Consider the following 18,055-nt stretch of genomic DNA (forward strand, 5'->3'; position numbering starts at 1 on the left):
GGACGACCGGAGGATGGCGCCTTCTCGGCGCGATCACGCTGGCGGCGTTGCTGGCGATGCCTGGCTTCACCGCGCCGGCAAGGGCGGACAACGATGTCGTCTATGTTTCGGCGAACAAGAACGCCTCGATCAAGGTCGCCAAGGGCAAGCCGAAGACCATCATGACGAGTGCCGCCTTCTACCAGATCGTCATCGGCGATCCGGAGATAGCCAACGTCAACCCGCTGACCGACAAGTCCTTCTACGTCCTGGGCAACAATCTGGGCACCACCGGTATCGCCCTGTTCGACCAGAACAAGCAGCTAGTCGGCACCATCGATATCGAGGTGACGCTGGACACCGACCAACTGGCCAGCACCATCCGCGCCAGCGTGCCCGACGCCAAGATCAAGGTCGGTTCGGCAAACGGCCGCGTCGTGCTGTCGGGCGAGGCCGACGATGCGGTCGCCGCTGACAAGGCCAGCAAGATCGCGTCGCGCTTTTCCGGCAACGAGGAAGTCATCAACTCGGTCAACATCTCATCCTCGCAACAGGTGCAGCTCAACGTCCGCTTCGTCGAGATCAACCGCCAGGCCGGCCAGGATCTCGGCGCCAAATACGCCGCCAATTTCGCCTATGGCATCGGCAACCGCAAAGTCGTGCTGAACCCGGGCGGGGGAGACCTGACGGCTGCCGGAACAGGCGAGATTATCGGCAGCCTGCTGTCGAACGGCGTTTCAATCGACATCGCCATCAAGGCGCTCGAGGAACGCGGTCTGGCGCGGCGGCTTGCGGAGCCGAACCTGATTGCACGTTCGGGCCAGACGGCGAGCTTCCTTGCCGGCGGCGAGTTCCCGATCCCGGTTTCCGAAGACAATGGCAAGATCAGCGTCACCTACAAGAAATACGGCGTCGGCCTGGATTTCACGCCTACTGTGCTGAAGGACGGGCTGGTAAGCCTCGACATCGCGCCGGAAGTGTCCTCGATCGACCCGTCTGCTTCCATCCAGGTCAGCAGCGGCATTTCCATTCCGGCCTTCATCGTGCGCCGCGCCAGGACATCGGTCGACCTCAAGAACGGCCAGAGCTTCATGATCGCCGGTCTTCTCCAGTCGCAGAACGACATCACGACATCGCGGGTGCCGGGCATAGGCAGGCTGCCGGTGCTCGGTCCGCTGTTCTCCTCGAAATCCTACCAGCGCCGCGAGACCGATCTGGTGATCATCGTCACGCCTTACCTGGTCAAGCCGGTCGATCCGTCGAAGAAGATGGCCGTACCGACCGATGGCACCCAGCCGGCAAGTCCTGCCGACTACTTCCTCAACAACACCGACGAGGTGGACGCCTCAGCGCCGAAGCGCCCGGTGGCGCTGGCCGACGGCAGCGCCGCCCGCCCGGTGGCCGCCAGCACGTCCGGCCACTTCCTCGACCTGCCGAAGGACTAAGGCCATGCGCACCGCCCTTTGGACTGTTCTATTGCTGACCGGGTTCGCCAGCGGCTGCACCAGCGACGACTATGTGCGCACCGAAGGCGTGACGCCGGGCGTCGGCAACGCGCAGGCGGCCAACACGGCCATGCAGATGGTCGATCCCTGGAAGTACGGTGTGCAGAACACCAGGCTTCTGGTGCCGGCCCAGCGTCCGGGTTCCGAGAGCGCTGCCGTCGGTGCGAAAGCCGGCTCCGGGCCGGCACCGACGACATCATCATCAACGACATCGGACTGATGGGCTGACGACGATGGCATCTGGTACCAAGACCAAGAAGATCCTGCTCGTTTCCACCGACAGGGCGTTTGTGCAGGACACGCGCACAGCCTTCACCGCGTCCGAGGTCATCGAGCTTCTGACGGTCGAGAAAAGCATCAACGAGCTGCGCGGCGAGATCCTCGAGGCGGATTTCGGCACGGTCATCGTCGACATGGATGCGGCGAAGCTCGAAGAGATCGAGTCGCTGCAGCGCGTCATGCGCCGGCTGGAGGGCCGCATTCCGGTGGTCGTCGTCACCCAGGAATTCAACGCGGCGGCGGTGCGCATCCTGGTGCAGCTCAAGGTCGCCGATTTCCTGGTCAAGCCGATTACGACGGCAGACCTCGTGCGCTCTGCCATCCGTGCGCTGCAGGGGCCGGGGCGGGAAGAAAACACCGAATCGCACATCTATACGTTCATGCCGGCCGCCGGCGGCGTCGGCACCACCACGCTCGCCTTGCAGACGGCCTTCCAGCTGCATCATTCGGTGACGCGCGGCGCCTCGACATGCGTGGTCGACCTCAATTTCCAGCAGGGCGCCTGCGCCGAATATCTCGACCTCGAACCGCGCTTCGACATCACCGAAATCGAGAACCAGCCGGAACGCCTCGACCGGCAGCTGCTCGACGTGATGCTGTCAAAGCATGCGAGCGGGCTGTGCGTGCTTGCAGCGCCGACGCGCCCCTCGGACATGCGCTCGTTCAAGACCGATGTGGTGGTGCGCATGCTCGACCTGGTGGCGGCTTATTTCGACAATGTCGTCATCGACATGCCGCGCACCTGGTTCCCCTGGACCGAGACGGTGCTGCTGGGCTCCAACAAGCTCTATATCGTCGCCGAGATGACGGTACCTTGCCTGCGCCACACGCAGCGTCTCATCCAGGCCGTCTATGAGACCGCCGGCAAGGAAGTGAAGCCGAACGTCATCGTCAACCGCTTCGAGCAGAAGATGTTCGACAGCGGCATCAAGGCGGCCGATGTCCAGGACATACTCGGCGAGCATTTCGTCGGAGGCATCTCCAACAACTACCGGCTGGTGCGCGAGGCCGTCGACCGCGGCGTGCCGCTGCACGCCATCGACCCCAACGCCAATGTCGTCAACGACCTGAAGAAGATCATCCTGCCGGAAGAGGCCGTCCAGACCGCGGTCAGGTCGAAGTCGCTGTTCGGCCTGGGCAAGGGCTTGCTGAAGAGGAAGGCAGGATGACCAGTCGTTTTTCCAACCTGCAGAGCCGCGACGTCCGCCCGCTGCGGGCGCCCGAACCAGCGCCCGTCGCACACCATGCCGTGGTCATTCCGACGACCCGCAAGCCAGCGCCGCCGAAGCCTGAAGCCGCGCCGGCAAAAAGTGCAAACAAGGTGCTCGATGCGCGCGTGCGTATCCATCGCATGCTGCTCGAAGAGATCAACCTCGTGGCGCTGGAGCGGCTGCCCAAGGATGAGATGCGCCGGCAGGTGCATGAGTTCGTCTCGGAAAAGACGCGCGAGGAGCGGATGGCGATCAACATCGCCGAGCTCGACTCGCTGGTCGACGACATCGTCGACGAGATGGTCGGGCTCGGCCCGCTGGAGCCGCTGCTCAAGGACCCTGAGATCAACGATATCCTGATCAACGGCCACCAGAACTGCTTCGTCGAAAAGCGCGGCAAGCTGCAGCAGGTCCACATCCCATTCAAGGATGAAGCGCATCTGCTTCGAATCATTAACAAAATCGTCGCGGCTGTCGGCCGCCGCGTCGATGAATCGCAGCCGATGGTCGACGCCCGCATGCTCGACGGTTCGCGCTTCAACGCCGCCATCCGCCCGGTCGGCGTCGACGGCCCGCTGGTGTCGATCCGCAAATTTTCCAAGAACAAGCTCGGCCTGCACAAGCTGGTCGAATTCGGCGCCATCACCCAGAACATGGCCGAGGTGCTGGCGGCGGCGGTGCATGCCCGCAAGACCACTATCATCTCCGGCGGCACCGGCACCGGCAAGACGACGATGCTCAACGCACTGTCTGCTTTCATTCCGGAAGACGAGCGCCTGATCACTATCGAGGACGCGGCCGAGCTGCAATTGCAGCAACCGCATGTGGCGCGCATGGAGACGCGCCCGGCCAACATCGAAGGCCATGGCGAGTTGAAGCAGCGCGACCTGGTCAAGAACGCGCTGCGCATGCGTCCTGACCGCGTCATCCTCGGCGAGTGCCGCGGCGAGGAAGCCTTCGACATGCTGCAGGCGATGAACACCGGCCATGAAGGCTCGATGGCCACCATCCATGCCAACACGCCGCGTGACGCCATCTCGCGTCTGGAACAGATGCTCGGCATGACCGGCATGCCGATGACGGTGCAGTCGATCCGCAGCCAGATTTCCAGCGCCCTCGACATCATCGTCCAGCTGACGCGCCTTTCCGACGGCAAGCGCAAGGTGACCAGCGTCGCCGAGGTGACCGGCATGGAAGGCGACGTCATCCAGATGCAGGAGATATTCCGCTTCGTGCGTACCGGCATGGAGGCGGACGGCAAGATCCTCGGCCACTTCGAGGCGACCGGTATCCGTCCGCGCTTCCTCGAGGACCTGCGCAACATGGGCATCGAATTCCCGGGCAGGTATTTCGAGCCCGGCCGGCCGCAGGACTAGGCCGGTGTTGGAGGGTTTCAGCCCGATCTACGTCGTGTACGCAGCGGCGGCGCTCACCGGCATCATGATCGCCGAGGGCTGCTACCTGCTTTATGCCGGGCGCAGCGACAAGCGCACGGCGATCAACCGCCGCATGAAACTCGCGGAGAACAAGATCAGCCAGGAGCAGGTCCTGATCCAGCTTCGCAAGGAGCGCGGGATCGACGGTGCCACCTCCATCTTTTCGCCGGACCGCTTCCGCGCCCTGCGCACGCAGTCCGGCATGACCACGCCGATGCCGAAGTTCCTGATGATCACATCGGGGATCGCTCTCGCGCTGGCGCTTTTGGCGATCTGGAAGGGCTTGCCGCTCTTGTTCGGCCTGATCCTGCTTCTGGTGTTGCTGCCGGTGCTGCCGGTGATGGCAATGCGCTTCATGCGCAAGCGCCGGCACAAGCGGTTCGGCGTGCAACTGCCCGAGGCGCTTGAATTGATCACGCGCGGCCTGAAGGCCGGCCATCCGGTGCCGGTGGCCGTTGCCATGGTGTCGCGCGAAATGGCCGACCCGATCGGCACCGAGTTCGGCGTCGTCGCCGACGAGGTGACCTATGGCTCCGACCTGGTCTCGGCGCTGAACAACCTGTTCGACCGCGTGGGTCACGAGGACCTGCCGCTGTTCGTCACGGCGGTGTCTATCCAGAGCAGTTCGGGCGGCAATCTGCGCGAGATCCTGGACGGCCTGTCCGCGACGATCCGCGATCGCGGCAAGCTGCGCCGCAAGGTGCGCGCCATTTCGACGGAAGGCCGCATGTCGGCCTATATCCTGACCGCGGTGCCGGCGCTTCTGTTCACCGCCATCATGGTGCTGATGCCGCAGTTCTACCGAGATGTCTGGGACGTGCCGAAGACCTGGTACATGCTGAGCGGCTCCATCATCTGGCTGCTGCTCGGCAACGCCATCATGTTCAAGATGTCGAATTTCAGGTTTTGAGATGGAAGACGTCATCCGCTTCCTCGCTTCGCTCGCACCGGCCTCGTTGATGCCGGTTGCCGTGCTGCTTCTTGTGCTGGGCGGCGGCGCTGTCGCCTGGCCGCTGGTGCTTGCCAAGGGCGATCGCAGCGACGTCAAGCGCCGGCTGAAGGTGGAGGCAGTGCGGCCGGTCGAGCAGGTCGAGCCCACGCCTAAGAAGAACACCAATGCCGTGCGCGAGAAGGCGATGAAACGGGCACAGGAATTCTATGCCAAGAGCGACCCGGAAAATGTCGCGCGGCTGCGCATGAAGCTCATCCAGGCCGGCTATATGGAGCCGCGCGCCGTCGGCATGTTCTTCCTGGTCCGTTTTGGTACCCTGGTCGGCGGGGCGCTCGGCGCCTTCCTCATCAATCATTGGGCGGCGAGCGCCGAGTCGACCATGACCAGCCGCTGGACCTTCATTATCCTGTCCGGCGCCGGCGGCTATTTCCTGCCTGGCCTGGTGCTGACGCAGAAGGTTCGGGAAAAGATGCGCGAATACCGCAACGGCTTTCCCGACTTCATGGATCTGATGATCGTCTGCTCCGATGCCGGCATGAGCATGGAGGCGGGGATCGAGCGAGTCTCTAAAGAGCTTGCCAGGACCTATCCGTCGCTCAGCCAGAACCTGATGCTGGTGTCGCTGGAATTGCGCGCCGGACGCAGCCTCGACGACGCGCTGAAGGCGCTCGCCGACCGCCTCAGCCTCGACGAGGTGCGCTCCTTCGCCACGCTGCTGCAGCAATCCAAGGAACTCGGCACCAGCCTGTCGGGCTCGCTGCGCGTCTTTTCCGACGAAATGCGGCACAAGCGCATGTCGCTGGCCGAGGAGAAGGCACATGCCTTGCCGGCCAAGATGTCGGTCCCGGTGACGGTCTGCATCCTGCCGGTGGTGCTGATGATCGCCATCATACCGATCATCGTGAAACTCACGGCGCACTAGGGATTCAGGTGAGCCCGGCCTGCAAATGGCGGCTTCCTGCGCTTCCGGCCTTCGCCGGCCGAAGCCCTCATAAATGTCTCCGCCCTTTGAAAGCTACGGTCGGCGTAGGCCGGTTCTCGGAAGCCACCGTTTTCGACTCGGCCTGACCTGAATCTGGGCATGGCTCAGGGTGCAGCACTGGTTAACGCATCCTTGGCATGCAACCGAAATTTAGCTTCGTTTCGGCACCGAAGCTTAATCGCTCCGCTGTATGGTCTTTCCTGAAGAACGACCCGGCAAATCGGGCGATGGGGCAGGGGCATGCGTCAGAGACTTCCCAGGGCAGCGGCGGCGTTGGCGGCCGTCTTGATGATCACCGGCTGCACGACGGACGCAAACGTCGACACGACCAAAACCACGGCGATCCAGCCGGTGACCAAGGATGTCAGCGCCAGCGACCTCGTCGAAGGCAAGGCGCAGTTCCGCGAGGCGAATTTCGGCCTTGCCGAACAGCATTTCCGCAAGGCGGTCGAGCTCAAATCCGACAATGCCGAGGCCTGGATGGGGCTTGCCGCGTCCTATGACGAGCTCGGCCGCTTCGACTTCGCCGACCGCGCCTATGCGCAGCTGCTGAAGGTCGCCGGGCGCAAGCCGCAGATCGTCAACAATATGGGCTATTCGCAGCTTCTGCGCGGCAACAAGAAAAAGGCGCGCGCGCTGCTGCTCGAGGCCAAGGCCGGCATGGCCGACCGGACGGTGGTCGATGCCAATCTGGCGCTGCTCGACAAGGGCTGATCGTGCTCCAGATTCTCGTATCCCGTGTACTGTCAAGGGATTTCGCCTCACGTGTCGACGCTTTGTAAACCCTGTATCGAGGTAGCGTTGGGCATCCGCCGAAAACGGTTTGCGCCCACCGCCGCCTGCCTACATTGAGGGGCGACGGGCACTCGCTAGAGGCAGTTCTTCACCGATGTTGGATTTCAGTTCGCTCCTGCTCGCGGCGGCACTGTCGGGCACCTGCCTCAGCATCACCATGTTTGCGATCTGGCTCACCACGCCGCGGGCGCGCTTCGTGCTTACGGTTGCCTGCGGCATCTTCGTGCTCGTCGCCCACGTCGTCGCGTTCTGGCGCTACACCAGGGATGCCAGCCCCTGGCTGTGTCAGGTCGTGCTCGCGCTGCTGACCCTGGGGTTCCTGGTCATCTGCATGTCGGCCATGCAGTATCTCGGCTTCCGCGACTTCCGCCGCGCCGTCGCGCCGACGCTGGCTGCGATGGCCGCCTGCGCCATCGTCACTTATCTCGGTTTCGATGGCATCGGCTTCCAGATCACCTACGCGGCCGTGACGGCGCTGCTCGCGGCGATCGGAACGATGTTCTGGATGAAGGGCGATCATGACCGCCGCATCCTCCTGGTCGTCTCCTTCCTCAGCGGAGCCTGCGGCCTGTCCTTCGCGCTATGTGCCCTGGAACTGCTCGTCCACGGGCATTGGGTGCTTGGCGCCGCGCCCGACAATTGGGCGGAGCGGTTGAACTCCGTCATCGCGGTCGCCTGCATGACCGGCCTCGGCGCGCTGACGCTTTCGCTGCACCATCTGCAGGCGCAGATCGAGCTCAAGGCCGAGACGATGACCGATCCGCTGACCGGCCTGATGAACCGCAGGGCGCTCAACGAGCTTTACGGCGATCGCAGCTTCGGTCCGTTCATGGCGATCGCGATGTTCGACCTCGATCATTTCAAGACGACCAACGACGTCTTCGGCCATCCCGTCGGCGATCAGGTTCTTTGCCGCTTCGCTGCGGTGATCAAGAAGTACGGCAAGTCGGGGGTCGATGCCTTCCGGCTGGGCGGCGAGGAATTCGCGCTCGTCATGTCGCGCGTGACGCCGGAAAAGGCGCATGACACGGCAAGCCGGATCGGCGTCGCTTTCGGCACCGAGATCGTCCCGACCCATCGCGGCCCGCTGCGCAGCAGCGTCAGCGGCGGCATGGGATTCGGCTCGGCCGCGGGCCGCTCCCTGGACGAAGTGCTGGCGCAAGCCGACGCGGCGCTTTATGCGGCCAAGCGCGCAGGGCGCAACCGCGTCATCGCCCAGGACGACAAGGCGGACCAGCCCGACGCCGGGCCGGCGCTACGTTCGGCCTGAGCAAACGTCAGTGTCTACTCTGCGGCGCCGAGATATTCCGACAGCGGCGGGCAGGAGCAGACGAGATTCCGGTCGCCGGCGACGTTGTCGATGCGCGAGACCGGCGGCCAGTATTTCGCCGCCAGATCGGCGTCGCCCGCAGGATAGGCCGCCTCCAGCCGCGAGTAGGGATGCTTCCACTCACCGGCAAGCGCTTCCGCCGCGGTGTGCGGGGCGTTGACCAGCGGGTTGTCGTTGGACGGCCACTCACCCTTGGCCACTTTCGCCGCCTCGCCGGCGATGGCGATCATCGCCTCGCAGAAGCGGTCGAGCTCGCGCTTCGGCTCGGACTCGGTCGGCTCGACCATCAGTGTGCCGGCAACCGGGAACGACATTGTCGGCGCGTGGAAGCCGTAGTCGATCAGGCGCTTGGCGATGTCGTCGACGCTGATGCCGGCGCTCTCCTTGAGCACGCGGGTGTCGAGAATGCACTCGTGCGCAATGCGGTCGCTCCGGCCCTTGTAGAGGAGCGGGTAGTGCGGCGCGAGCCGCGTCGCCACATAGTTGGCCGAAACGATCGCCGTCTCGGTCGCCTGCTTAAGGCCGGAGCCGCCCATCATGCGGATATACATCCAGGTGATCGGCAGGATCGAAGCGCTGCCGAAGGGTGCCGCCGCCACGGCATGCGCCGAGCCTTCCGTGACATGGCCCGGCAGATAGGGTTTCAGATGCGCCCTGACGCCGATCGGACCGACGCCCGGGCCGCCGCCGCCATGCGGGATGCAGAAGGTCTTGTGCAGGTTCATGTGGCAGACGTCGGCGCCGATATCGCCGGGGCGGGCGAGGCCGACCAGGGCGTTGAGGTTGGCGCCGTCGAAATAGACCTGGCCGCCATGCTCGTGGATCAGCGCGCAGAGGTGACGCGCGCCTTCCTCGTAGACGCCGTGCGTCGACGGGTAGGTGAACATCAGCGCTGCCAGGTTCTTGGAATGCTCGTTGGCCTTGGCCCTCATATCGTCCATGTCGATGTTGCCATCGTCCAGGCAGCGCACGACGACGACGCTCATGCCGGCCATCGCCGCGCTCGCCGGATTGGTGCCATGCGCGGAAGACGGGATCAGGCAGACGGTGCGATGGCCTTCTCCACGCGCGCGGTGATAGGCGCGGATGGCGAGCAGGCCGGCATATTCGCCCTGGCTGCCGGCATTGGGCTGCAGGCTGACCGCGTCGAAACCGGTGATCTCCGACAGCCAAACCTCAAGGTCGCCGGCCATGGCGCGGTAGCCAGCCGAATGGCTGGCCGGCGCGAAGGGATGCAGGTTGGCGACATTCGGCCAGCTCACCGGCATCATCTCGGCGGCGGCATTGAGCTTCATGGTGCAGGATCCGAGCGGGATCATGGTGCGGTCGAGCGCCAGGTCCTTGTCGGCCAGCCGGCGCAGGAAGCGCATCATCTCGGTTTCGGAGTGGTTCTCATGGAAGACCGGCTGGGTCAGGAACTCCTTGCCGCGCGGCTTGCCGGGCATAGAGCCGCGTTCCGCGCCCGGCTTGGCGCCGAAGAGGCCGGCGATCGCCTCGAGATCGGCTTGCGTCGAGGTTTCGTCGAAGGCGATGCTGACATGGTCGGCATCGATGACGCGCAGCAGCCGGCCGGTCTTCTCGGCGGCTTGGGCAAGCGAAGCGGCCTTGCCTTTCACCTGCGCCGTCACCGTATCGAAGCGGCTCGCGCCGAGCACGGCAACGCCCGCGGCCTCGAGGCCGGAAGCAAGGCGGTCGGCCAGCCCGTGGACATGACCGGCAATCGCCTGCAGGCCGGCGGGGCCATGCCAGATCGCATAGGCCGTCGCCATGTTGGCCAGCAGCGCCTGCGCCGTGCAGATGTTGGAGGTGGCCTTGTCGCGGCGGATATGCTGCTCGCGCGTCTGCAGCGCCAGCCGGTAGCCGGGGCGGCCCTTGGTGTCCGTCGACTGGCCGACGAGGCGGCCGGGCATCAGGCGGGTCAATTTGTCGGAAACGGCGCAATAGGCGGCGTGCGGACCGCCGAAGCCCATCGGCACGCCGAAGCGCTGCATCGGGCCGACGGCGATATCGGCGCCAAGCGCTGCCGGAGCGTCGGTCAGGGTGAGCGCCAGCGGGTCGGCTATGAAGACGACCAAAGCGCCGGAGGCACGGGCCTTTTCGATTGCCGCCTTGTGATCGCCGTAGACGCCGAACGTGTCCGGCCACGAGACGAGCAGCGCGGCGGTGTTGTCGTCGATCGTCTCGCCGTCGACCTCGATGCCGAGCGGCTCGGCGCGGGTGCGCACGACATCCAGTGTCTGCGGATGCGGCGTGCCGGCAAGTGCTACCTTGGTGCGCTTGTCGCGGTGGTGGCGCAGCGCGATGCCGACAGCTTCCGCGACGGCGGTGGCTTCATCGAGCAGCGAGGCCGACGCCACCGGCAGGCCGGTGAGTTCAGCGACCAAGGTCTGGAAGTTGAACAGCATTTCCAGCCGGCCCTGGCTGATCTCGGCCTGGTAGGGTGTGTAGGCCGTGTACCATGCGGGGTTCTCGAACAGGTTGCGCTGAATGACCGGCGGCACGAAGACGCCGTGATAGCCGGCGCCGATGAAGCTCTTCAGCACCGTGTTCTTCGCCATGATCGCCGACAATTCGGCCAGCGCTTCCGCTTCGCTCGCCGGCGCGGGCAGGTCGAGCGGCAGGTCGAGGCGGATCGATCTCGGCACCGCCTGGCTGATCAGCGTTTCGACGGATGGAACGCCGATGGTGGCGAGCATTGCCCTGACGTCGCTGACGCCGGGGCCGATGTGGCGGGCGGAGAAGGGAATAGGTGCTGCGGTCATTTCCAAAATCCTGATATCAGCCGATATGGGCTTTGTAGGCGGCCTCATCCATGAGGCTGTCGAGCTGGCTTTCGTTGGCCAGCTTCATCTTCCAGAGCCAGCCGTCGCCGGTCGCCGCCGAATTGACCAGCGAGGGGTCGGCGGACAATGTGGCGTTGGCCTCGGTGATCTCGCCGTCGACCGGCGCGTAGACGTCCGATGCCGCCTTGACGGATTCGACGACGACGGCGGTATCGCCCTTGGCGAGCTTGCGGCCGATTTCCGGCAGCTCGACGAAGACGAGATCGCCGAGCTGTTCCTGCGCATAGTCGGTGATGCCGACAGTAGCGACGCCGCCTTCGACGCGGAGCCATTCATGATCTTCAGTGAAATAGGTCTTTGCCATCTGGAAATCATCCTTTGCGGTAGCGATGCGGGGTGAAGGGCAGGGGCGTGACGTCGACCGGGATTTTCGTCCCGCGGACATCGGCGAAGAGTTTTGTGCCGGGTTTGGCAAGCGCGGTGTTGACGTAGCCCATGGCGACCGGGTGGCCGGTCGAAGGGCCGAAACCTCCGGACGTGACATGGCCGGCCGGATGGCCGTCGGCATCGATGAGCGCCGCGCCGGCGCGCACCGGCTGGCGCCCGTCCGGCTTCAGGCCGACGCGCTTCTGCACCGGCCCGCGCTCCAGGATCGAGCGCAGCGCGTCGGCGCCGATGAAATGGCCGGCGGCGCGGACCTCCTTGGGGATCGCCCACATCAGGCCGGCGCTTGCCGGATCGATCTCGGGCGTCAGGTCCTGGCCATGCAGGCAGAGCCCGGCCTCGAGGCGCAGGCTGTCGCGGGCGGCAAGGCCGATCCACTGCACGCGCTCGTCTTCCAGGAGCCTGGCGACGAGATCGCGGGCATCCGCTTCCGGCAGGCCGATCTCGAACCCGTCCTCGCCGGTGTAGCCAGAGCGGCTCATGAACCAGGTTTGCCGGGGCTCGGTACCATGCATGAAGAGCAGCGAGCCGGTCTCGACGCCGGTGCGCGCAAGGGCCGCCCAGGCGTCCGGACCCTGGATCGCCAGGAATACACGGTCGAGCGGCTCCACCCTGGCGTCGAAATCCGCGGCGAGCGTCAGAAGGTGCTTTTCGTCCTCGACGGCGTTGCCGGCGTTGGCCACCACCATGAAGCGGTCGTCGCCAAGGCGCGTCACGATCAGGTCGTCGATGATGCCTGCCGCCTCGTTGAGGAAGAAGGTGTATTTGGACTGCGAGATTTCCAGCGCGCCGGCGTCAAGCGGGCAGGCGCGGTTCAGCAACGCCGTGGCGGCCGGACCGCTGAGCGCAAAAAGCTTCATATGCGAGATGTCGAACAGGCCGGCATGCTCGCGCGTGTGCAGGTGTTCCTTCATCACGCCGGGCGGGTAGGTGAGCGGCATCGACCAGCCGGCGAAGGCGCCGAAACGCGCGCCTGCGACCTGATGAAAATCCTCGAGGGGTAGATGCCTGGTGTCTTCGTCGGTCATGTCTTCTCCAGAGTCGCACGGCAATCGACCGCAAAATGCGGCCTAGTCGTGCCCCTCTGTCTGAAGCCTGAGAGACTTGCGCCCCGTAACTCTGTCGGCAGCGCTTACACCTTCGGCGCGGGAAGATTCCCGACTTTCCAGAGTTGTCTTCCCCGTCCACGGTTCTTTTGCCTGAGAGATTTCGGGCGATTTCCCCTTCGGCGACAGCTTGCGCTGTTCTCTCCCGCAAACAGGTAGGACTCAGTCACCTGAGCCCTCGACGCGCCATCCATAGCCCGTCGGCGACACCTTGTCACCTCCCAGCGACATCTAAAGCACGCTGCACCGCGCTTGGCCGACAAGTCTTCGCTAACCACGCCGTTTGCCGGTTTCTCAAGACACTCCTGACATACTGTTGCGATGACGCATTAAGTTCGCCGGCAACAGGCGACGGGCAGGGATGGCAGATGGGCGAATTGATCATGAGCGCTCCGGTGGCGGGGCTGACCTCGAAAAACAAGATCACGGCCGAGGACGTGACGATGCTGCGGCGCGAGGTTTTCGCGGACGGCGTGGTGAGCCGCGGCGAGGCGGAGGCGCTGTTCGCGCTCGACCAGACGGCGCGCGACAAGTGCGGCGAATGGGCGCCGTTCTTTGTCGAGGCCGTGACCGACTACATCGTCCGCCAGGAAAAGCCGGAAGGCTATATCTCCGAGCAGAATGCCGACTGGCTGGTCCGCACCGTCTCACGCGACGGCATGGTCGACAGCCGCACCGAGCTCGAACTGCTGGTGCATGTACTGGAGGAAGCGAAATCCTCGCCAGGACAGCTTTCAGCCTATGCGCTGGAGCAGGTCGCACATGCGGTGGTCGACGGCAAGGGTCCGCTTATGCAAGGCGGCAGCCTGGTTCCCGGCCATATCGCCAAGGCCGAGGTCGATCTCCTGCGCCGCATCCTTTATGCCTATGGCGGCGACGGCAATATCGCCATCAGCAAGGTCGAGGCGGAGGTCCTGTTCAGGATCAATGACCGGACCGCGGCCATCGACAACGACCCGTCCTGGAACGACCTCTTCGTCAAGGCGATCGCCAACTATGTCATGTGCTCGGCCGGCTACGAGCCGCCGACTCGCGAAGCGGCGCTGCGCCACGGAAACTTCCTCGACGAGGCCGCGCCGACGCTTGGCGGTTTCTTCAGCCGGATGGTCTCGGGCGGGTTTGCCGCGATCCTCGAAGCCTATCATTCGCCCGGCGATATCGAGGCTGGATGGGAAGCCAGGAACCGGGCAGCCGAAGCGCTTGCCCGCCGCGCCGAGACGGTCGACGCCGACGAGGCCGAATGGCTGGTCGAGCGCGTCGGCGGCGGCCAGCGGCCGCTGCGCGACAACGAACGCGCCCTGCTGACGCTGATCAAGCACGCTTCGCCGGAAATCCATCCGGCGCTAAAGCCGCTGCTTGAGAAAGTGGCTTAGCCGCTCTCAACAATCGTCTTGCAAAGGATGATGTTGGAATGGCCTTCGGGCCATCCTGTCAATTCGGCCATGCGCTCGAAGCCGGCTTTTTCGTAGAGGCCGGGCGCTTGGAAGTCATGGGTCGAAACCCATATTCGCCGCGCGCCGCGCGCGGCGGCCTCGGCGACAAAGGCATCGAGTAGCTTTCCGCTATGGCCAAACCCTCGACAGCTCTCATCGACCCACATCAGCTCGAGCTCGGCGATGCCGGCCCAGGAATAACCGGCGGCGATACCGATCGCGCGCCCCGCCTCGTCTCGCAGCACATAGACGAGGTTGCGGTCGTCATTGCGCCCCGTTAGCCGCCGGTTGCCGCTGTTGAGCTGCTCCTCGATGGCGCCAAGCTCGGCTGCCGGAAGATCGTGTTCGGCCCGCAGGCGAGGGGCCGTCAAATCCCGCCATACCAGTCGTAACCGTTGTCCTCCCAATAGCCGCCGCGGTCGCCGCCGATAGTGGCGAAGCTGTCGACCAGCTCTATTCTGTAGACATATTTCGGCATCTTGTAGCCAAGCTGGCGCTCGACGCGCACGCGCAGCGGCGCGCCGTTCTCGACCGGCAGCGGCTTGCCGTTGAGGCCATAGGCCAGGATCGTCTGCGGATGGCGGGCGTCGATCAGGTCGATCGTGCCGTAATATTTGATGTCGCCGGACAGGCTTTGCTCGATCGTGTCGAGGCAGTGGAACATGACGTAGCGGGCCTGCGGCTTCACCACTGCCTGGTCGAGCACCAGCGACAGCGGCGTGCCGGTCCATTTGGCGATGCAACTCCAGCCTTCGACGCAGTCATGGCGGGTGATCTGGGTGCGGCTCGGCATGTTCTGGAGCTGCTCGCGTGTCAGCGACAGCGGCTTCTCGACAAGACCGGTAACTTCCAGGCGCCAGTCGGCGAAATTGTTGGCGAGCAGACCCTTGTAGGTGTCATCGTCGGGCGCTGTGACACCATTTGGCCGCTGTGGCTGGCGGATGTCGGCCTCGGTGAATTCCGGCGCCAGCGCATCGCGACCGGCAAGCAGGCGTTGCGCGCGCCAGGTCAGGCCATTGGCATTTTCGAGGAAGCTGCGCAGCCCGCCGCCGATGCCGAGGCCGCTGTCGAAGGCATCGCAGCCGGACAGAGCGATGCCGGACAGGCCAAGGCTGCTGGCGGTCAAAAACTTGCGACGGCTGATCTGGAATTTTGCCATGTCAGACGCTCCTCTCGGTTGGCTTTTCATGCTTTGCGGGCGGGTCGGTGCGATACCAGCCGGTGATGATCGAGCGCAGCTCGTTGATCGGGCCGGCGGCGAGGATCATCAGGATGTGGATGACGAAGAAAAGCACGAGCAGCACCATGACGGTGAAGTGGATGGTGCGCGCCGTCTGCCGGCCGCCAAGGATTTCGTTGAGCCAGGGCAGCACCGAATCCATGCTCGGCGACATAGCGAGGCCGGTGACGATCATCAGCGGCAGAAGCACGAAGAGCACGCCGCCATAAGCCATCTTCTGGAGCGTGTTGTATTCGCGGGTGTGGTGGAATTTCAGCTTCGCATGGTCGACGATATCGCGCCGCAGCTTGCGCAGATCCTCGACACGCGGCGCCAGATCGCGACGGATATGGCCGTTGATAAGGCTCGCGACCAGCCAAATAAGCAGCGTTGCGCTCAGCACCCAGGCGAAGAAGAAATGCACGACGCGCGCTGTGCCGAGGTCGTAATAGGACGGGATCGTCGCCCAGGCCGGGAAGGCGCGCGGCGTCTCCTGGCCAGGGGGGCCCGACCAGCCGAGCACGCCGGTGGTGTCGAAGCGATGCCCGAAGATTTCGGTGAAGCCGCGCGGTCCCTTATCGGTATTCTCGGCCCCGATCTGGAGGATGGTGTTGTCATATCCGAAGCCGGACTCCTTGCCGACATAGAGCTGCGGGCGCGCGTTGAAGATCTGCAAACCGGACAGCAGCATGAAGAACAGCGCGAGTGCCCACAGCCAGTGCGTCAGCCGTGTCCAGCGCGACTGCCGGTAGATGAGGGTCGCGTTCTTCGCGTCCTTCTGGGCGGCGGGTTGGCTCGAGGCAGCAGAGTCCATTCTCGTCCTCCAGCCGCGTGATCGCTCGCGGCCTCTTCAAGTCATTGTCTTCCTCTCAATACGTCACCGCGCAAGGCAATGTTTCATGCGATCACGGTTTTATTACGAGGCGCCCAGGCTGACCGCGAGATTGACCGCCGCCGCAACGATCACCGTGTTGAAGAAAAAGGTCAGGATCGAATGGACGAGCACGACAAGGCGCATTTGCGAGGTGGTGACGGCCGTGTCGGCGGTCTGCGCCGTCATGCCGATCACTGTCGCGAAATAGAGGAAATCCCAACCTTCCGGCCGCTTGCCGCCGGGAAAATCGAGGCCGCCGACCGGTATCTTCTTCTGGGTCTTCTCGTCGATCCCGTCGCCATCCTTCCAATAGACATGCGCGTAGTGCAGCGACGCCATGGCATGGATGGTGAACCAGCCGAGCGGGATCGACAGCATGGCAAAGACGAGTTGCAGGGAATGCGCCGCATCCTTCTGGTTGATGAGCAGGAACAGCGAGACTATGGCCGCGCCGACGACGAAGAGCGTGACGGCGAAGATCAGCAATACGGGCAGGTCGGTCGCGCGCGCGTTCTTGCTGAGATAGCGGCCGGTAAGGCTCGGCATCAAGGCGAGCACCAGAGCGATATAGCTCACAAAAAACACGTTGGCGCCGATCGAGTAGGGCAGCGGCGCGCGCAGCAGCAAGGCAAGCAGCAGGGCGACGATGCCGATGGCCGCGGCCAGAGCGAACTGCATGTGCCGATGCATCGGCGTCTTGAGGGATGTGTCGTCACCCATGGCCCGGCCTCCTGAAAGGCGTTCGGATCAGTCCGGTGTGACGGATTTCAAGGCACGCCGCAAGATGCGGTCGAGCTCGCCGAGGAACTGCGACCTGTCCTTTGGCGTGAAGCTGGCGTTGAAACCCCGGCTTTCGCCGGTCTCGCGCAGATGCTGCTTGAGGTCGCGCATCGCCACCGCCATGCCGATGGTCTCCGGCGTGAAGGGGCGGCCGGTGGGACCAAGCACATGCGCGCCGAGCGCCACCGTGCGCGCGGCAAGCGGTATATCGGCCGTCACCACGATGTCGTTGGCCCTGGCGTTCTCGACGATCCAGTCGTCCGCGGCATCCGCGCCCTTGGAGACGACGACGTTGCGGATCATCGGATCGCGCGACGGACGCAGGCCTCCATTGGAGACATGGGTGACGACGACGCCATGGCGCTCCGCGACCTTCTCGACCTCGGCCTTGACCGGGCAGGCATCGGCGTCGACATAGATGGTGGGTAAGGGCAATCGTCTCTCCAAATGTGCAAAGGGCCGGCGCTGGCCGGCCCTTTGCATGAAATTCGCGATTGTCAGGCCGCCAGGGCTCCCGTCTTCTTTGCGGTCCAGGTGGCGATATAGTCCATCAGGCCGGGGTTGAGGCAGTCATAGGGTTCGAGCCCGATCGACTTCAGCTGGCCGCGAATGCCGGCCATGCGGCTCGGGTCGACGCCGGATTCGATGATCGAGGAGACAAACGCGGCAAAGCCCGGCGGCGACCAGCCGTCCTCCTCGAAGCGTTCCGGATGGATGAAGGACAGGCCCTTGAAGGCATGGTCGCGCTCGACCGGGCCGTACATGTGCACGCCGCAGCCGGTGCAGGCATGGCGCTGGATCAGCGCTGCCGGATCGACCACCTTCAGCTTGTCGCCGTTCTCGGTGACGGTGACATCGCTTGTGCCGGCGACCGCAACCACCGAGAATATCGCGCCGTCCGGCTTCCAGCATTTGGTGCAGCCGCAGGCATGATTGTGGGCGATCTG

The 18,055-nt window shown here is 64.4% G+C and carries 18 protein-coding genes and 1 riboswitch; of the genes, 9 read left to right on the forward strand and 9 right to left on the reverse strand.

Going from position 1 to position 18,055, the window contains the following annotated elements; all coding sequences use genetic code 11:
- Positions 1-56 precede the first annotated feature (56 nt).
- From YU3_RS0116850 to YU3_RS36685, 8 genes are all read left to right on the forward strand, one after another.
- The gene (locus YU3_RS0116850; protein WP_245273526.1) at positions 57-1,424 is read left to right on the forward strand and encodes a type II and III secretion system protein family protein; all 1,368 of its coding nucleotides are present in this window, start codon (positions 57-59) and stop codon (positions 1,422-1,424) included.
- 4 nt (positions 1,425-1,428) lie between these two features.
- Positions 1,429-1,704, forward strand: coding sequence for a hypothetical protein (locus tag YU3_RS0116855; protein ID WP_027167353.1), 276 nt, complete (start codon positions 1,429-1,431; stop codon positions 1,702-1,704).
- A gap of 13 nt (positions 1,705-1,717) precedes the next feature.
- Positions 1,718-2,932, forward strand: coding sequence for a response regulator/pilus assembly protein (locus YU3_RS0116860; protein WP_027167354.1), 1,215 nt, complete (start codon positions 1,718-1,720; stop codon positions 2,930-2,932).
- The gene (locus YU3_RS0116865; RefSeq protein ID WP_027167355.1) at positions 2,929-4,350 is read left to right on the forward strand and encodes a CpaF family protein; all 1,422 of its coding nucleotides are present in this window, start codon (positions 2,929-2,931) and stop codon (positions 4,348-4,350) included. Before YU3_RS0116860 ends, YU3_RS0116865 begins: the two co-directional genes overlap by 4 nt.
- Positions 4,351-4,354: 4 nt before the next feature.
- Positions 4,355-5,320, forward strand: a complete 966-nt coding sequence (locus YU3_RS0116870; RefSeq protein WP_027167356.1) for a type II secretion system F family protein — start codon at positions 4,355-4,357, stop codon at positions 5,318-5,320.
- Position 5,321: 1 nt separating this feature from the next.
- Entirely contained in the window at positions 5,322-6,284 is a 963-nt protein-coding gene (locus tag YU3_RS0116875) for a type II secretion system F family protein (protein ID WP_027167357.1), read from the forward strand.
- Positions 6,285-6,584: 300 nt separating this feature from the next.
- The gene (locus tag YU3_RS0116880) at positions 6,585-7,058 is read left to right on the forward strand and encodes a tetratricopeptide repeat protein (RefSeq protein ID WP_027167358.1); all 474 of its coding nucleotides are present in this window, start codon (positions 6,585-6,587) and stop codon (positions 7,056-7,058) included.
- A gap of 175 nt (positions 7,059-7,233) precedes the next feature.
- On the forward strand, positions 7,234-8,409 hold the full coding sequence (locus tag YU3_RS36685; protein ID WP_036258693.1) for a GGDEF domain-containing protein: 1,176 nt from the start codon (positions 7,234-7,236) through the stop codon (positions 8,407-8,409).
- 14 nt (positions 8,410-8,423) lie between these two features.
- Here the strand turns inward: YU3_RS36685 and gcvP are convergent, their stop codons facing one another.
- From gcvP to gcvT, 3 genes are read right to left on the reverse strand one after another with little or no spacing between them, the layout of a single operon-like run.
- Positions 8,424-11,231 (reverse strand): aminomethyl-transferring glycine dehydrogenase, encoded by a 2,808-nt coding sequence (gene gcvP, locus YU3_RS0116890; RefSeq protein WP_027167359.1) that lies wholly within the window; start codon positions 11,229-11,231, stop codon positions 8,424-8,426.
- Between the two features lie 16 nt (positions 11,232-11,247).
- Positions 11,248-11,616, reverse strand: a complete 369-nt coding sequence (gene gcvH / locus YU3_RS0116895) for a glycine cleavage system protein GcvH (protein ID WP_027167360.1) — start codon at positions 11,614-11,616, stop codon at positions 11,248-11,250.
- 7 nt (positions 11,617-11,623) lie between these two features.
- Complete coding sequence (gcvT, locus tag YU3_RS0116900) at positions 11,624-12,724, reverse strand: glycine cleavage system aminomethyltransferase GcvT (protein ID WP_027167361.1); 1,101 nt, start codon at positions 12,722-12,724, stop codon at positions 11,624-11,626.
- 149 nt (positions 12,725-12,873) lie between these two features.
- Positions 12,874-12,960, reverse strand: a riboswitch (glycine riboswitch).
- A gap of 210 nt (positions 12,961-13,170) precedes the next feature.
- On the opposite strand from gcvT, the gene YU3_RS0116905 reads away from it, so the two are divergent.
- On the forward strand, positions 13,171-14,175 hold the full coding sequence (locus YU3_RS0116905; protein ID WP_027167362.1) for a hypothetical protein: 1,005 nt from the start codon (positions 13,171-13,173) through the stop codon (positions 14,173-14,175).
- On the opposite strand, the gene YU3_RS0116910 is transcribed toward YU3_RS0116905, so the two are convergent.
- The 6 genes from YU3_RS0116910 to gfa form a co-directional block, all read right to left on the reverse strand.
- On the reverse strand, positions 14,172-14,606 hold the full coding sequence (locus YU3_RS0116910) for a GNAT family N-acetyltransferase (RefSeq protein ID WP_051333966.1): 435 nt from the start codon (positions 14,604-14,606) through the stop codon (positions 14,172-14,174). The genes YU3_RS0116905 and YU3_RS0116910 overlap by 4 nt on opposite strands.
- Complete coding sequence (locus tag YU3_RS0116915) at positions 14,603-15,394, reverse strand: molybdopterin-binding protein (protein WP_027167364.1); 792 nt, start codon at positions 15,392-15,394, stop codon at positions 14,603-14,605. Before YU3_RS0116915 ends, YU3_RS0116910 begins: the two co-directional genes overlap by 4 nt.
- Position 15,395: 1 nt before the next feature.
- Positions 15,396-16,268, reverse strand: a complete 873-nt coding sequence (locus tag YU3_RS0116920; RefSeq protein ID WP_036258696.1) for a cytochrome b/b6 domain-containing protein — start codon at positions 16,266-16,268, stop codon at positions 15,396-15,398.
- A 102-nt stretch (positions 16,269-16,370) separates the two neighbouring features.
- Complete coding sequence (locus YU3_RS0116925; protein WP_027167366.1) at positions 16,371-17,048, reverse strand: DUF1345 domain-containing protein; 678 nt, start codon at positions 17,046-17,048, stop codon at positions 16,371-16,373.
- A 27-nt stretch (positions 17,049-17,075) separates the two neighbouring features.
- A complete protein-coding gene (locus YU3_RS0116930) occupies positions 17,076-17,543 on the reverse strand; it encodes a YaiI/YqxD family protein (RefSeq protein ID WP_027167367.1) in 468 nt (155 codons plus the stop codon).
- A gap of 62 nt (positions 17,544-17,605) precedes the next feature.
- Positions 17,606-18,055 (reverse strand): S-(hydroxymethyl)glutathione synthase (gene gfa, locus YU3_RS0116935; protein WP_027167368.1); only part of this gene is annotated, 450 nt, incomplete at its 5' end.

Source organism: Mesorhizobium sp. WSM3224 (genome assembly GCF_000427725.1).
Lineage (GTDB): Bacteria > Pseudomonadota > Alphaproteobacteria > Rhizobiales > Rhizobiaceae > Mesorhizobium.

What these genes read in the sequence shown, in the direction of transcription:
- YU3_RS0116880 (WP_027167358.1), top strand. Translation starts at nt 6,585, where the DNA reads ATGCGTCAGAGACTTCCCAGGGCAGCGGCGGCGTTGGCGGCCGTCTTG.
- YU3_RS0116905 (WP_027167362.1), top strand. Translation starts at nt 13,171, where the DNA reads ATGGGCGAATTGATCATGAGCGCTCCGGTGGCGGGGCTGACCTCGAAA.
- gcvP (WP_027167359.1), bottom strand. Translation starts at nt 11,231, where the DNA reads ATGACCGCAGCACCTATTCCCTTCTCCGCCCGCCACATCGGCCCCGGC.
- YU3_RS0116865 (WP_027167355.1), top strand. Translation starts at nt 2,929, where the DNA reads ATGACCAGTCGTTTTTCCAACCTGCAGAGCCGCGACGTCCGCCCGCTG.
- YU3_RS0116920 (WP_036258696.1), bottom strand. Translation starts at nt 16,268, where the DNA reads ATGGACTCTGCTGCCTCGAGCCAACCCGCCGCCCAGAAGGACGCGAAG.
- YU3_RS0116855 (WP_027167353.1), top strand. Translation starts at nt 1,429, where the DNA reads ATGCGCACCGCCCTTTGGACTGTTCTATTGCTGACCGGGTTCGCCAGC.
- YU3_RS0116875 (WP_027167357.1), top strand. Translation starts at nt 5,322, where the DNA reads ATGGAAGACGTCATCCGCTTCCTCGCTTCGCTCGCACCGGCCTCGTTG.
- YU3_RS0116925 (WP_027167366.1), bottom strand. Translation starts at nt 17,048, where the DNA reads ATGGGTGACGACACATCCCTCAAGACGCCGATGCATCGGCACATGCAG.
- YU3_RS36685 (WP_036258693.1), top strand. Translation starts at nt 7,234, where the DNA reads ATGTTGGATTTCAGTTCGCTCCTGCTCGCGGCGGCACTGTCGGGCACC.
- YU3_RS0116850 (WP_245273526.1), top strand. Translation starts at nt 57, where the DNA reads ATGCCTGGCTTCACCGCGCCGGCAAGGGCGGACAACGATGTCGTCTAT.
- gcvT (WP_027167361.1), bottom strand. Translation starts at nt 12,724, where the DNA reads ATGACCGACGAAGACACCAGGCATCTACCCCTCGAGGATTTTCATCAG.
- YU3_RS0116860 (WP_027167354.1), top strand. Translation starts at nt 1,718, where the DNA reads ATGGCATCTGGTACCAAGACCAAGAAGATCCTGCTCGTTTCCACCGAC.
- YU3_RS0116915 (WP_027167364.1), bottom strand. Translation starts at nt 15,394, where the DNA reads ATGGCAAAATTCCAGATCAGCCGTCGCAAGTTTTTGACCGCCAGCAGC.
- gcvH (WP_027167360.1), bottom strand. Translation starts at nt 11,616, where the DNA reads ATGGCAAAGACCTATTTCACTGAAGATCATGAATGGCTCCGCGTCGAA.